Genomic DNA, 14,590 nt, shown 5'->3' on the forward strand with positions numbered 1-14,590 from the left:
TGTGGTATTTCAAAAATATTTTCGGATTTCCAATTAACCCGAGCCGACTCCGAATACTCCATAATCAAATAAACCATATGACACCCAAATTCTTTTTCTGCTACAATAAATTTACAGTAAATTCAAAATACTTCAAAGGGGATTCAGGCAGATGGAGAAAATGCAAGCAACAACATTATCCGCACAAGCAGTAGCGGCACTTAATCAAGCGGTGGAACAGCATTTAGGGAAGGACAAGGCAACATTTACATTACGCGACCGCCAAACAGGGGAACTCTTGTATAGCTATCGCGGTGAGCATTTAATGCGCCCAGCCTCAAACATGAAAATTATTACAGGGGCAGTGGCATTAGAGGAGCTTGGCTTAGATTATCGCTTTCAAACGGAGCTGTATTGCGAGGGGGAAATAGAAGACGACATACTAAACGGTAATCTGTATGTAAAGGGCTATGGGGATCCAACGATTAATGAAGCGACACTGCAGCATTTTGCCGATCAATTAGTGCAAAAGGGCATCACAGCAATCAATGGCTATTTAATAGGAGACGACACTTATTTTACAGGTGATACATTACCACCGGGTGTGGATGACGAAGGGGAGACGCATTATTATGGTGCGCGCATTTCACCGATTACGATGTCACCAACCGATGATTTTGATGCAAGCACGATTGTTGTGACAGCCGAGCCGCAGCAAGTTGGAGAGCCGCCAATTTTTACAGTCATGCCCCATTTAAGCGGCCATGAAATTACAAATGAAGCGACAACGGTAGCAGGTGGCGAGGAGAACACATTGGAAATTCGCCGGTTAAATGGAACCAATCAAATTGTCATCACTGGTGCGCTACCACTCGGTGAAAGTGCAAAGGTGTGGGTGTCATTGCAGCATCCAACACGCAACACACTTGAATTTTTCAAAATGGTATGCGAGCAAAAGGGCATTCAGTTCATAAAAGCACAGCCTATTGCAGTTGGAGAAGTACCTGAAAACGCGCAGCTTCTTTACACTCACCAATCACGTACTGTTGCCGAGCTGTTTTCGATTTTTATGAAGCTGAGCAACAATAGTATTGCGGATATTTTCGTCAAAACGCTAGGGAAATTGCAGCACGGTGTTGGCGATTATGAATCGGGGCTACGTGTTGTGAAGGACTATTTAGCGCGTAAAAAAATTGACTTTGCGACATGGCAGTTTGTTGATGGCTCGGGACTTTCTCATGGGATTAGTTTACATGCAAATGGTATTTCCCAGCTATTATTTGCGCTACAAAACGAGCCTTATTTTGAGGTGTTCTTTGACTCCTTGCCAGTGGGGGGCAACGAGGATCGTACAATTGGAGGAACATTGAAAGAGCGCTTTTTAGAGCCGGAATTGGCAGGTAAGATTTTTGCGAAAACAGGCTATATCCATGAAGTCAATTGTTTGTCAGGTTACGCGATAGGCGCCAGTGGGAAGGATTATATTTTCTCGATTATGCTAGAGGGTCGTGAAGACGGCATTCCATTTTTGGACGCAGGGCTAAAGGCAATAGTAAGCGCAATATAATATTTCAATCTAATTATTCTGAAACTTTATCGCACCGTTCTCCGTATACAAATATTGGAGGTGTACGATGAAGAAACGAATAGATGTAATAGATAGCTTACGAGGCTTTTCATTACTTGGCATTTTAATTGCCAATATGCTGTATTTTCAATATGGCACAATAACAAAAGAGGAAATTGCGCCATCTACTTGGTGGGATCAGGCTGCCTTTTATTTCACTAAAATTGCGGTAGAGGCGTCCGTTTATCCGATTTTTGGCTTTTTATTTGGTTATGGCATTATTTTATTTGTCCGTTCACTGGAAAAACGTGAGCTTAGTGCAAGAGGACCGCTTTGGCGTCGGGCAATCGGACTTATTATTTTAGGAGCGTTGCATATCGCATTGGTTTGGGATGGCGATATTTTACTTACATATGGCGCGGCACTTCTGTTCATTCTTTTATTTTTCCTAAAACGTCAGGTCAAAACATGGCTGATTTGGTCGGGGATTTTAGCGGGAATTACGCTACCAGTGATGTTTTTTAAAGAAAATTTTATGGCGTTATTAGCGGAAGAAACAGATAAGGCTGCCGCTATTTTCTCCAGTGGCACATATTTAGAAGTGATACAGTATCGCATCGGTATTACGGATGAAACATTTGGCCTTATGTTTTGGTTAGTGGCTTTGGCGATTGGCTTTATTTTCATTGCCGTGATGGCCTTTTTCGCGGTTGGTTCCTTTATTCTACTTGGGATGGCGGCTGCAAAGGTGGGTTTATTTAATGACATTGAGCAAAAGCAGCGCACTTTGAAACGTGTTGCATGGCTTGTACCAGTCGGATTAGTATGTAAGGCGTTTCTTGTTTGGGAGCATCCGCTCGGCACATTTGTTTATAGTATTGGTACGTATGCGCTGGCAATCGGCTATATTGCCTTATTTACCTTATTATTTATTAAGCTAAAGAATCATCCGCTGATGCATAACTTTGCGAGTGTTGGGCGCTTGTCATTGTCCAATTATTTACTGCAATCGATTATTTGTACAACGATTTTTTACGGCTATGGCTTCGGGTATTTTGGCAAGCTAGGTGTAGCATTAGGGCTCGTATTGGCGCTAGTCATTTACGGTCTGCAGCTTGTTGGGTCTCGTTTGTATAGACAGCGTTTTTCACTTGGCCCCGTGGAATGGTTGCTGCGTAAGTTTGTGTATTTAGGGAAAGCAAAATAATTACAATGGAAGTTTGCCTTATTTTTTAAGGCAAACTTTTTCATTTGGATGAAACTATTTTTAAAATACCGAGGTCTAACGGGTAATAAGGAGGGTGACTACGATGGATTCACCTACATTTGAACAAATTGTCCATACATACGGCGATTATATCGTGCGACTTTGCTTTACCTATACTAAGGATTGGCAATTGGCGGAGGACTTAACGCAAGAAACTTTTTTGCGCTTTTATGCGGCTGATTTTCGAAATGATGCGGATATCAAAACCTATTTATATCGCATTGCGGTCAATCGCTGCAAAACCTATTTAGTGAGCTGGCGTTACCGACAAACACAATTGTTACAGCTTAGCCAGCGTCTTGTTGCAAAGGACCATGTTATACAGCAAGTGGAGCAAAAGGAATTGTCGGCTTTTTTGTATGAAAAAATCGCTGCGCTTCCTGTTAAATATCGGGAAATTATTGTGTTGTATCATTATTTCGAACTTACAACTGCGCAAATAGCAGCTATTTTAAAATTGTCAGAAAATACGGTAAAAACGCGGCTAAGACGAGGGCGGCAACAGCTTGGTACCAAGATACAGAAAGGGGAGCTGTTTGATGAATTCAATTAAGCAAGTATTAAAGAATGAATTGGAATCAAAAACGTTATCTGCACAAAAAAAGCAAGAAATTTTACAGCACAAACAGCCAAAAAGAAAGATGTGGTTACCGAAATTCGTCGCGGTATGTGTCGCAGCGATAGCGTTATTTTTAGTTGTGACAACAAACGACCAGAAAGCTGAACCTACGTTAAGCACAACAGCTCCACTTGGTTCTGTAGATGACGCTATTATTCAATTTGTTAACAACGAAATTGCCCGGGAAGCATCGGATTTTTATAATGGGGATGCGTATTTAATGCGCCTTGCGTTAGAAAAAAATAGTCGCATGTTTTATGAGGATTCTAAGCTCGCATTATCTGACCGTCAAGTTGTGAGTGAGCTCTTGCACTATATTCAGGAGGCGAGCTGGCAGGGGGTTACTGCCGATTCATTAAAGCCTGTTTCAACAATCGAGGAGCTTGCCATACTTGCGCCAAAAGTCATTGACGAATTAAAGCCACAAGTAACGATGCCGTACAAGACAATTGCGGATGAAAAGAAACATCAAAGAAATCTGTATAGCTATGATAACAAGGCGTGGATAAATTATGTTGTCGTTTTAGCATTGCTGCTATTCGCGCTTGTGAAGCTTGCGCGAGGGAAGAATTGGATCATTATGGCGTGCTGCATTTTTCTTGCAGTAGTAGTTGCTTACCAACCATTCGGAAAAAGCTATCAGGATGTAGCGGCCTATGATGAGTATACCTTAATTGAAGTAATTGAAAATGGCTTAAAGGATATGGATGTGAAGGTAAGTGGTGAGCCTGTTTTACAATATGCTGCCACAATCCACGGGACGCGTTCGGCACTTGTGGCATATGAGGATATGAAGGTGCTGGCAACATTTTCATTTAAAAAAGGGCAATATGTAAGAGAAACGCTGATGTGGCATACGGAAAATGTTTTCCATGATATAGCAATTGATACGGTGGATGAACCTACCCAGCTGATTAGCACGCATGGCTTTACGCAGGGGCATGATATAGCAAAAATACAGGTGCAAAGTGAAGCTGGCTATGAACAGAGCATCGACATTACACCTAATGAGCCAACAATCATTTTTTACAAAAAACCACAGGAACTATCGGAATATAGTTTTTTATTTTTTGATGAAAAAGGACAACGCATACATTAATAAAAACCGCACTTTCATTAGGAAGTGCGGTTTATCATTTCCCCAAAATCCTCCGCTCGACTAGCTCCACGGCTTTATACATCAACGTCGCAAGCACAACAATCATCACAAGCGCTAAAAACACGAGTGTAAAATTAAACACCTGGAACCCGGAAATAATTAAATAGCCTAAGCCTTTGGATGACACTAAAAACTCCCCAACAATGACCCCAACCCATGACAGCCCCACATTGACCTTCAATGTTGAAATAATCGTCGGCATCGAAGCCGGAAGTACAACATGGCGAAACGTTTCGTATTTCGTTGCATGAAACAGTTGCATGACCTTGAGATAGTTTTCATTGACCTGTAAGAAGGCTGAGAAAATGACAATCGTCGAAATAATAACAGAAATTAGGACACCCATGACGATGACCGCAAGCATATTCGGACCAAAGACGACGAGAATCATCGGCCCAATTGCCACTTTTGGCATCGCATTGAGCACCACTAAATAAGGATCGAGCACGGCAGCCGCTGATTTGGATGCCCAGAGGAAAATCGCCAGCAATGTCCCAAAAAGCGTACCAAGCAAAAAGCCAATGACCGTTTCTAATAAGGTGATGCCAACATGCGGTAAAAGTGAGCCATCTGTAAGCTTCGTCATAAATAGGGTAGCAACAGCTTGCGGGCTACTAAAAATGAGCGGGTCCAGTAAGCGGAACTGTGTTGCCAACTGCCAAAAGAGCAAGATGCCAATAAGTAGCAGCACTTGGAAGAGCAAAATTTTACGTTTGTGGCGGCGACGAGCGCTTTGGTATTGCTGCTGTAGTTGTTCAATAATCATTGCGCTCAAGCTCCTTCCAAATGGCCTGAAATAACGGCTGAAATTGTGGCGCATTCCGGGCTTCAAACGGCTCTAACATCCGAATGGCTTCAGGAACGATGAAGCACTGCGTAATCATGCCTGGACGCGGACTAAACAGAAAAATTTTATCGCTCATCGCAATGGCCTCACTAATATCATGCGTGACTAAAATCGTCGTCGTTTTAAAATGTTGTAAGGTTTTCGCAACAAAGTTTTCAAGCATTAATTTAGAACGGAAATCGAGTGCCGAAAACGGTTCGTCGAGCAGCAGTAGCGAGGGATTGACTGCGAGTGTTCGAGCAAGCGCAATTCGTTGACGCATTCCACCAGATAGTTGAGTCGGATAGAGTTTTTTTGTATGGCTGAGCTCGAAGCTATCTAGTAAATCATCGACAATGGTGGAGGGCTGGCGTTTTAAGATCGTCAGCCCCAGTGCTACATTGTCCTCAATTGTTTTCCATGGAAATAAAAAATCCTGCTGTAGCATATAGCCAATTTCGGGGGTGCGTTCAAAATGAAGCGCCCCTTCCGTTGGTTCCAGTAAGCCCGCAATAATCGACAGTAGCGTGGATTTTCCGCAGCCACTTGGACCTAAAAATGACACGAATTCGCCTTCCAGCAAGGTGAGGTGAATATCACGTAGCGCGGTTGTAACGGCTTCTTCCGAGAAAAAATGATGGGACATCTCGTTTATTTGTAAAAAGGTCATTTACTTCACAACCGCATCGGCAATTGAGCGATTCACAAGCTTACCGTATTGTACTTCATGATCTAATGTACCCGCCTCTGTCATCACGTCGAGTAAATTTTGGAATTCATCTTCATCAATGACAGGATTTTCAGCATAGGATTTTTGTGCACGGTAGCGTTCAACCACTTGCTCGATTAGCGCAAGCTCCGTGTCTTCAAAATACGGAGAAATGGCTTGTGCGACGTCCTTAGCAGGCGCTTCATACACCCACTTTTGTGCATCGTAAACAGCCTTTGTAAAGCTCGTAATAAATTCATCTGCCTGTAACGTACTGTCCTTCGTCATAAAGCCGGTATACGGAATCGCGCCAAGCTCCTCACCGAATGAAGCAACAATTTGCCCAATTCCTTCTTGTTCAAAAATGCTTGCAGTTGGCTCGAATAGCTGTACGTAGTCACCTGTTCCAGAGGCAAAGGCATTCGCAATATTAGCAAAATCAATATTCTGAATTAGCGTTAAATCCTGCTGTGGGTTGATGCCGTTTTTCTTTAAGACAAATTCCCCAGCCATTTGCGGCATGCCCCCAACGCGCTGCCCTAAAAAAGTGCTACCCTTTAAATTTTCCCATGAAAAATCACCGTTTTGCGCGCGTGCGACTAAAAACGTGCCATCTGTTTGAGTAAGCTGAGCGAAGTTAACAATCGGATCATTTGGATGCTGACCGTCTACATAAATCGACGTTTCTGCACCGATTAAGGCAATATCGATGCCGTCAGATAATAAGGCCGTCATCGTTTTATCGCCACCAGGAATGGTCGTCAGCTCGATTTGAAGACCGTGCTTTTCAAAATAACCTTGCTCAATGGCGGCATAAAGAGGCGCATAAAAAATGGAGCGTGTTACTTCGCCGACCTTTACCGTTTGTAATTCTTTCTCTCCGCAGCCGGCTAATACTACTAATAGAAGCCCGCTAAGGAAAGCTAAGCGCAACCATTTCATATCGTCATCCTTTTCTTGTTGAATTGTATGTAGCATATGCGAAATTAGGCAGAGAGGTGTTAACTTGCTTCAGCAAATTCTTTTTGTATCGAATTCGAAACGATAGGTATAAAAGTCTCGTACTTTTATAAGTGGGGGTGAATGTCAACAATACTATTTATATTCAGAAGGGGTTCAAAACACAGCTGAATCAAGTTAGCTCCCGGCGGATGTCACAGATTTTTTAGGGGAGTTTTTCAAGCGAGCTTGAAAAAAATCTGGACGCAATTACGCCGAGGCGTAATTGATGAATCATTCAATATTTCACGAAAATCACGGGATTCATGGTACGATAAAGAGAGTAATTGTCTTAAAGTGAGGGAAAGTTTATGTTTTTAGAAAAGTTGAAGGGACAGCTGCAAAAGCCGCAGCCACTGTTTTTAGGAGAAGAAACAGCCTTTCGTTCGGCAGTACTCATTCCGCTTGTCGAAAAGGATGGGGAATGGCATGTGCTCTTTGAGGTGCGTGCATTCACGATGCGCAAACAACCAGGGGATATTAGCTTTCCAGGAGGCAAAATTGATGAAACTGACGCGTCACCATTAGCGGCAGCCCTGCGTGAAACCCATGAGGAGCTAGGCATTGATCCGCAATCAATTCAGTTAATGGGCCATTTAAGCCCGTTTGTTACCTCGCCTTCTTTTGTTGTGTATCCGTTTATTGGCATTATCAAGGAAACCGAAATAAATCATTATAATCGTGATGAAGTAGAGGAGCTCTTTATGGTGCCACTTAACTGGCTAATGACGCATGAGCCCTATGTTCATTATGTACCAGTGGAGCCAAAGCCACCTGCTGATTTCCCGTACGATAAAATTGCCAACGGGGAAAACTATCAATGGCGCGACAGTCGTATGGAAGAATGGTTTTACGAGTACGGAAAGTATACGATTTGGGGCTTAACGGCAAGACTATTAAAGCATTTTATCGAGAAAATGAAATAAGAAAAGGAATGCACCTTAATGAGGATGCATTCCTTTTTATAATTTATTTACTTAAAAAGAATATTTTTAACGCAAAATTTGGAATTAAGTGCGTTTTTCTACTAAAATCCGTACTGCTGCTGCGCTAATATGTTATAAAGCTACAATTTGGTTTTATTGCAATGGTTTTGAAAAGATTATAGTGAATCAAACGTAATAATATTAACAAGATCAACTTTAGTCTAAAAAAGGTTTTACCATAACACAATCATAGTAGGTAATTTTATTCGAAGAGCTAACTTTTGGACAAAGTTACACAATTGAAACAGCACCATATTTTAGCCAATACCGCCGCCTCGCGATAGCGCTAGCGGCAGCATTGAGCGTTTTTAATTTTATTTAAACGCAACATTTTAGTTTGGCGGGCCTTGCATGCGGCATTAGTGACAGTGGTAGAGACATGTACCACATGGCTCTAACGCGGTCATGCCGTAGCCCGCCAATAAGAAAGCACACTGTACTTATTCCAATTATTATTAGTAAATTTGCTTAATGTGAGTTCTTTAATTCGTTTTAAATACGCTAACCTCAGTTAATAGCTCATCTACAATAGCCTCTAATGCTTCGGCTGTAGCAGAAATTTCCTCAATGGAGCATAGCTGTGCTTCTGTAGAAGTTGCGACAGCCTGCAACAGGTTTTGAGAGTGGCCTGAGATGTCCTCAACGACTTGAATATCCCCGACAACAAAGTCGCTGTCACGCGCGATAGAATGGGCGCGGTCTTGAATGTCGACAAGCTGCTCTGTAAGGTTTTCGATGAATTGCTTTACTTGTAGGAAGTTTGTTTCAGTTTGTGCGAACATTTCTAAGCCTTTTGAGACTTCCCCTAAGCTATCGTTCATCGATTCCACGGATTTCGATGATTCGCGTTGAATCGCGGTAATAATTTCTTTTACCTGGATCGACGAATGATTCGTTTGTTCCGCCAGTTTACGTACTTCATCTGCTACGACTGCGAAGCCTTTCCCATGTTCGCCAGCACGCGCAGCCTCAATTGAAGCATTCAGCGCCAGTAAGTTCGTTTGGTCGGCAATGGATGTAATAACGTTGACAATGGCATTGATTTCATTGGCATACGCATTCACAGTTCCAATATCAGACGATAGGCGGTTAAACGTGCCTTCGATGTTGGCCATCTGCTGCTGCGTGGAAATTACAATATTATGCCCCACCTCTGCAGCGCTTACTGCATTTTGAGCACTTGCCGTTACTTGCACCGTATTATCCTCGATGGAGTGAATATTATCTGATACTTTACGCAAGGATTTAAAGCTCTTTGTTAATTTCTTTGTTTGCTGTTCGAAGCCATCTTGCACATCGTTCATAGCTAAAGCAATTTTCTCAGAGGCTTTTCGATTTTCCGCCAATGTCGCTGCTAACTCTTCAGATGAAGCCGAGATAACAGAAGATTGCTCATGAATATGCTTGATGATCGATGAAAGCATGCCGCTCATTTTATTGAAGGAACGACTTAAAACGCCAATTTCATCACGCTTATCGATCGTTAATGTTGTACGTAAATCACCAGAGCTCATCACAACGGCCGCTTTGGAAATTTGTTTTAGTGGCTTTGTGATCGAACGGATGATGATCATTAAGAAAACGCCTAAAATAACAAGCGCCGCAATGACGACATAAAGTGTTGTTTTTAAAATAGGGACAGTAGCCTGTGCGATTTCGCTTTTAAACATCGTGCCCCCGATTTTCCAGTCTGTTAACTCGTTTGTTGCAACATACATTTTTTTGTCTGAGCCTTCAAATATGTATTCAAATGAGCCTTTTTCAGTAGTTAGCATATCATTGGCCCAAGCTTCTTCTGAAACATCTGTCCCGCCCTCTAAAGTAGGGTGGGCGATAATTGTTTTATTTGAACTCATTAAGAATGGATAGCCCGTTTCCCCAACTTGAATGCCGTTAACGATTTCAAAAAGCGCATCCATCCCTAAGTTAATGGCGTAAACACCGCTGCCATCTGCAAGCTGCTTGGATACCGTGACTACCCAATCGCCAGTTGAAGCAGATTGGTGTGGTGTAGCAATTACATACTTCCCAGGATTGGCTTCTGCGTTTTGATACCAGGCACGTGTACGCGGATCAAATTTAGGGTCATTCATAAGGCCTAAATCAGGGTATTGAATCATATCTCCGTTTTTAGTTCCGATAAAGGATGAAACAATGCCTTCGCTTGTCTCAAAATATTGCTCCAGCTTTGCTAAAATCGGTTCCCATTGGCGCTGAGTGTCCCAGTCGCTTTGTTTGAACATGCCGGCGAAATATTCGACATCACTGACGATGGGTGACACATGCTTGTTAATGAATGCATCAACAGAGGCGACACTTTGCATTTCACTTGAATTGATTTTAGCTTCCAGCTCCTGTTTTGCTGAAAAGTAAGAAGTGAATGCAATCAGTAATGTAGGAACGAGTAATGCAATTAAAAATGCGAAGCCTAATTTAAAATTAATGGAGACATTAAACGCTTTTTTCAGTTTCTCCATGCAACTATCCCTCCAATTTTTTGCTAATTTATAGTGCTTTTTATTTATATCTAATTTCATTATAAAATAATGTCCTATAATAGGCGATTTAATTTTTAGATGAAGAGATAAAATATTCCTAATTTAAAATTCTTTGTGACATTTACGTAGCTATGGGAGGAAATTTATTGATTCAGGAGGTGAATTCGACGACTGATGACAATTTTCTAGGATTTTCATAAAAAATCACCTATGATAGACGTAAGAACAGTGTATGGAGGCTAGTATGAAAGGAAAAAAGGGATTGTATCTTGCGGTTGCAGGCGTTATCGTCATTGCAGCCGCATTAGATATTGCATTTAAAGGTTTAGGTTATCAGCTATTACAGAAGCTACTTTAAAAATAGGCACCATTAAAAAATACAATTTTTCTTATTTGAGAAAAATTGTATTTTTGATTAGACTATATTCTTAAAATTTAATCGTTATACAGTTTAAATTGGCGAACATTGTCATTTAAGTTTTCTGCCATTTGCGCTAAGGTTGCGGCACTGCTTGAAATTTCATCCATTGAGCCGGTTACTTGTTCTACTGTAGCAGATGTTTCTTCGATGCCGGCAGCAGATTGTTGTGAAACGGCCGCAATTTCATCGACTGCACGGTTGATTGTCGCACTATTGGCAACAACATCATTTAGTTTGCCAGACATATCAGTAATATGTTCAGACATTTCGTCTAGTGCACTTGTGATTTTTGTGAAGGTTTCACCCGTCGTCGCAATTTGAGAGGTACCACGTTCTACCTCTTTGTAGCCCGATTCCAGTGAAGTCATGACAAGGTTTGAGCCCGTTAAAATACGTTCAACAATTTTTGTAATATCATCAACAGAATTGGTTACTTGATCGGCTAGTTTGCGTACTTCATCGGCTACGACAGCAAAGCCTTTCCCATGTTCTCCAGCCCGTGCTGCTTCAATCGCCGCATTCAATGAAAGTAAATTCGTTTGGTCGGCAATCGCATGGATGACCTGTACGATTTGTGAGATTTCCTGTGTTTCTTTTCCTAATTGCTCGACATTGATGACAGCTTCTTTCACGATTGTATCGATTGTCGACATTTGTTGCGTTGAGTCGTTCATTAGATTTTGACCTTCAGAAGTGAGCGCCAATACATTTTTCGACGCATCTTGAATTTGTTCGTTGCGCATATTGACATCGTTCATTTTCATAGAGAAGTCACTCATAGTAGAGGCCACATCTGCCGCGTGACTTGCTTGTGATTCTGTACCACTGGCAATTTCGCCCACTGTTGTCGAAACTTGCTCTGTACCAATTTTCACCTCTACAGCAGACTGTGTTAATTCTTCACTATGTGCTGCTACTTCTGTAGATGTTGATTGAATCCCTTTTAACATAGTATTCATCGTTTTCACGACTGTGTTTGTTGCTTCCGTAAGTTGTGCAATTTCATCTTTTGTACGAACTTCAAGTAAAGGCTCACTAAAATTACCTTGCGCAATATTTTTCATGCGTGTCGTAACCGTTACAATATTTTTAGAAATTTTTGATGCGCTAATACTTGCGATGACAATTGATAAAATCACTGTCAGCAAGCCTAATCCGATAATGACCCATTTCGCTGTCTCGCTAGAATCGATCATCTCTTGACCAGTGGCATTAATCTTTTCTGTACGTTCAGTTGCGAGGTCTTTAAAGACTAAACGAATCTCAGTTGCAGTGCTATCCATTGCAACTAAATTTTTGACAGCGAGATCTTTATCGCCGGCATCATAGACAGCAAAAACCGACGATTGTATGTATTCATCCCATTCTTGCGCCATTTTTTGATACTTATCAAAGGCTTCGGATTTTGTTAATTCATGCAAATGTGCACCTTGCTTATTCGCAAGTTCCATATTCTCTGTGAAAACGTTTTTGTATTCAGGGTTCCCTGATAGCACATACCCTCGTGCAGCCGCAATTCGTAGGGCCATTGTTTGAGCTAGGTCATAGTCAATTGTTAGTAATTGAAGCTCTTCGTTAACAATTAGATCGGTTTGCTTTGCGCTAGTCGATGCATGAGTAAAATTATAAGCAGAGTAGGCCGCGATGATAATAATGACGATTGAAAACGCAAATAATATACTCATACGAATCGTTTTAAATTGAAACATATTTAAAATACCTCCTCATTTTTTATATAATAGTTAATCGATATTACAATAGCATAGTTAATGATTGGAAAATCTATATTACGGATAACTAAGGAAAAAAACAGAATAAGACAGTTAAATTTCCTGTAAATGTAGTAAATGGAAAGGAAAAGGGTATTTTATCTCATTTTATTCCGAATTTTATATGAAAAATAGGGATTATAGAATGATTCTTATAAGGTAAAAATTTTTCGGGAAAATTGATTTTTTTAACCTATTTTTAACCTTTGCCCTGTATAACTATAAACAGGTATCCAAGTGGTGGGGAATTGCCCGCTGCGAAGATATACTATAGGTTTCTCCACATTTGCCCTTTCATATGTAGTACATGGATATATGAAAGGGACTTTTTTAAAGCAATGTTGTAATTTTTATAGAATTTCTCCTTTTTTGCCGCTATGTAGTTGTAGCGGTCTTTTTACATGTAAAAAATCCACCCAGTGATGAGCAGCTTTAGCGATTATAGCTGATATAATTTTGTATATTTTTCTTTTAAATAACGGGCTAAATAAGTGGCGCTCAATGCCTCGCCAGTACCTTCTAAAATAAGTTCGTTTGGCTTTTTTAATGCGCCGTATTGATGGACTTTTTCGGTTAACCAATGCTTAATCGGTGCTAAATCTCCGCAACTTAGAAGTGCATCAAAATTAGGAATGTCTTGATCCATCGCATGTTTCCATTGTGCGGCGTACATGAAGCCTAAAGCATAGCTAGGGAAGTAACCGAAGCTACCGTCACTCCAGTGCATATCCTGCAAGATCCCCTGCGCATCGTTTTCAGGACGAATTCCTAAATATTCCTCGTATTTATCGTTCCAAACACGCGGTAAATCCTCGGCCTGTAAATCCCCATTAAAAATTTCACGCTCAATTTCATAACGAATCATAATATGAAGCGGATACGTTAATTCGTCCGCTTCAATGCGGATGAACGAAGGCTCTGAGTAATTGATGGCCTTTAAAAACGCTGCTACCTCCACATGCCCAAATTGCTCCGGTGAATGTTTTTGTAAAATAGCAAATTGATGCTTCCAGAAGTTTTCGTTACGGCCGATAATGTTTTCGTAAAATAGGGATTGCGATTCGTGAATCCCCATCGATGCCCCTGTTGACAGCGGTAAGCCGTTTAATGATGGTGCAATATTTTGCTCGTACACCGCATGCCCACACTCATGAATTGTTCCAAATACCGCCGAGCGGAAGTCCGATTCATCATATTTCGTCGTAACGCGAATATCCCCACTATTTAAACCAATCATAAATGGGTGAACCGTTTCATCTAAACGACCAGCCTCGAAGTCATAACCAAGCTGCGCTAAAAGTTCAAGTGAAGCAGCATGTTGCCCAGCTTTAGGGAAGTGCTCAAATAGCATCGATGTATCGGGCTTATTTGGCGAAGCTTCAATCGCCTTTACTAATGGAACAATTGTAGCTTTTAACTCACCAAATAATTGATCCAGCAGATCAGTTGTCATATCCGGCTCATATTTATCCAGTAATGTATTGTAGGCCGAGCCATTTTTAAGCCCCCAATAACCAACAAATCGCTTTTGATAGTCAATGACTTCTTTTAAGTAAGGTAAGAAAATTTGGAAATCTGAAGCAGCCTTTGCTTCTTCCCAAGCGGCTTCGGATTTAGCCTTCAATATGGTATACGCTTTAAATTCATCAGCCGGAATTTTCTTAGATTCATCATAATCCTTTTTCACTTCTTCAAATAAACGACGCGTTACAATATTCAAATCTTCTTGTTCAAGCTGTTGTAATAAATGCCCAAGTTCTTCACTTGTTTGCAGTGCAAATAACTCAGCAG

The 14,590-nt window shown here is 41.2% G+C and carries 11 protein-coding genes (1 of these 11 running past the window's edge); 5 read left to right on the forward strand and 6 right to left on the reverse strand.

Going from position 1 to position 14,590, the window contains the following annotated elements; translation table 11 throughout:
- The first annotated feature begins 151 nt into the window (after window positions 1–151).
- The 4 genes from dacB (at window position 152) to MKX47_RS01155 (ending at window position 4,531) form a co-directional block, all read left to right on the forward strand.
- The gene (gene dacB / locus MKX47_RS01140) at window positions 152–1,546 is read left to right on the forward strand and encodes a D-alanyl-D-alanine carboxypeptidase/D-alanyl-D-alanine endopeptidase (RefSeq protein WP_340770216.1); all 1,395 of its coding nucleotides are present in this window, start codon (window positions 152–154) and stop codon (window positions 1,544–1,546) included.
- A 67-nt stretch (window positions 1,547–1,613) separates the two neighbouring features.
- Window positions 1,614–2,753 carry a DUF418 domain-containing protein gene (locus MKX47_RS01145; RefSeq protein ID WP_340770218.1) on the forward strand — a complete coding sequence of 380 codons (1,140 nt, stop codon included), beginning with the start codon at window positions 1,614–1,616 and terminating at the stop codon, window positions 2,751–2,753.
- A 103-nt stretch (window positions 2,754–2,856) separates the two neighbouring features.
- On the forward strand, window positions 2,857–3,366 hold the full coding sequence (locus tag MKX47_RS01150; protein WP_340770222.1) for a sigma-70 family RNA polymerase sigma factor: 510 nt from the start codon (window positions 2,857–2,859) through the stop codon (window positions 3,364–3,366).
- Window positions 3,353–4,531 carry a hypothetical protein gene (locus MKX47_RS01155; protein WP_340770224.1) on the forward strand — a complete coding sequence of 393 codons (1,179 nt, stop codon included), beginning with the start codon at window positions 3,353–3,355 and terminating at the stop codon, window positions 4,529–4,531. The genes MKX47_RS01150 and MKX47_RS01155 overlap by 14 nt, the downstream gene beginning before the upstream one ends.
- 34 nt (window positions 4,532–4,565) lie before the next feature.
- Here MKX47_RS01155 and MKX47_RS01160 read toward each other — a convergent pair whose 3' ends face one another.
- The 3 genes from MKX47_RS01160 to MKX47_RS01170 are packed head-to-tail and all read right to left on the reverse strand — an operon-like array spanning window position 4,566 to window position 7,068.
- A complete protein-coding gene (locus MKX47_RS01160; protein ID WP_340770226.1) occupies window positions 4,566–5,357 on the reverse strand; it encodes an ABC transporter permease in 792 nt (263 codons plus the stop codon).
- Window positions 5,347–6,087 (reverse strand): ABC transporter ATP-binding protein, encoded by a 741-nt coding sequence (locus MKX47_RS01165; RefSeq protein WP_340770228.1) that lies wholly within the window; start codon window positions 6,085–6,087, stop codon window positions 5,347–5,349. Before MKX47_RS01165 ends, MKX47_RS01160 begins: the two co-directional genes overlap by 11 nt.
- Window positions 6,088–7,068, reverse strand: coding sequence for an ABC transporter substrate-binding protein (locus MKX47_RS01170; protein WP_340770230.1), 981 nt, complete (start codon window positions 7,066–7,068; stop codon window positions 6,088–6,090). It abuts the gene before it with no gap.
- Between the two features lie 368 nt (window positions 7,069–7,436).
- Here MKX47_RS01170 and MKX47_RS01175 point away from each other — a divergent pair, with 368 nt between their 5' ends.
- Window positions 7,437–8,051 carry an NUDIX hydrolase gene (locus MKX47_RS01175; protein ID WP_340770232.1) on the forward strand — a complete coding sequence of 205 codons (615 nt, stop codon included), beginning with the start codon at window positions 7,437–7,439 and terminating at the stop codon, window positions 8,049–8,051.
- 542 nt (window positions 8,052–8,593) lie between these two features.
- Here the strand turns inward: MKX47_RS01175 and MKX47_RS01180 are convergent.
- From MKX47_RS01180 to MKX47_RS01190, 3 genes are all read right to left on the reverse strand, one after another.
- Window positions 8,594–10,588, reverse strand: coding sequence for a methyl-accepting chemotaxis protein (locus MKX47_RS01180; RefSeq protein WP_340770235.1), 1,995 nt, complete (start codon window positions 10,586–10,588; stop codon window positions 8,594–8,596).
- A 456-nt stretch (window positions 10,589–11,044) separates the two neighbouring features.
- Entirely contained in the window at window positions 11,045–12,739 is a 1,695-nt protein-coding gene (locus MKX47_RS01185; protein ID WP_340770237.1) for a methyl-accepting chemotaxis protein, read from the reverse strand.
- A 499-nt stretch (window positions 12,740–13,238) separates the two neighbouring features.
- Window positions 13,239–14,590, reverse strand: the 3' portion of a protein-coding gene (locus tag MKX47_RS01190) for a carboxypeptidase M32 (RefSeq protein WP_445683566.1). It continues 142 nt past the right edge of the window; only the last 1,352 of its 1,494 coding nucleotides appear in the window; its start codon lies off the right edge, out of view; it ends in the stop codon at window positions 13,239–13,241.

The sequence above is a fragment of the Solibacillus sp. FSL R7-0668 genome, from assembly GCF_038006205.1.
In the GTDB taxonomy this organism is placed as follows: domain Bacteria; phylum Bacillota; class Bacilli; order Bacillales_A; family Planococcaceae; genus Solibacillus.

Excerpts from the sequence above, each read along its gene's own strand:
- dacB (WP_340770216.1), top strand. The coding sequence starts at position 152 with ATGGAGAAAATGCAAGCAACAACATTATCCGCACAAGCAGTAGCGGCA.
- MKX47_RS01145 (WP_340770218.1), top strand. The coding sequence starts at position 1,614 with ATGAAGAAACGAATAGATGTAATAGATAGCTTACGAGGCTTTTCATTA.
- MKX47_RS01150 (WP_340770222.1), top strand. The coding sequence starts at position 2,857 with ATGGATTCACCTACATTTGAACAAATTGTCCATACATACGGCGATTAT.
- MKX47_RS01155 (WP_340770224.1), top strand. The coding sequence starts at position 3,353 with ATGAATTCAATTAAGCAAGTATTAAAGAATGAATTGGAATCAAAAACG.
- MKX47_RS01160 (WP_340770226.1), bottom strand. The coding sequence starts at position 5,357 with ATGATTATTGAACAACTACAGCAGCAATACCAAAGCGCTCGTCGCCGC.
- MKX47_RS01165 (WP_340770228.1), bottom strand. The coding sequence starts at position 6,087 with ATGACCTTTTTACAAATAAACGAGATGTCCCATCATTTTTTCTCGGAA.
- MKX47_RS01170 (WP_340770230.1), bottom strand. The coding sequence starts at position 7,068 with ATGAAATGGTTGCGCTTAGCTTTCCTTAGCGGGCTTCTATTAGTAGTA.
- MKX47_RS01175 (WP_340770232.1), top strand. The coding sequence starts at position 7,437 with ATGTTTTTAGAAAAGTTGAAGGGACAGCTGCAAAAGCCGCAGCCACTG.
- MKX47_RS01180 (WP_340770235.1), bottom strand. The coding sequence starts at position 10,588 with ATGGAGAAACTGAAAAAAGCGTTTAATGTCTCCATTAATTTTAAATTA.
- MKX47_RS01185 (WP_340770237.1), bottom strand. The coding sequence starts at position 12,739 with ATGTTTCAATTTAAAACGATTCGTATGAGTATATTATTTGCGTTTTCA.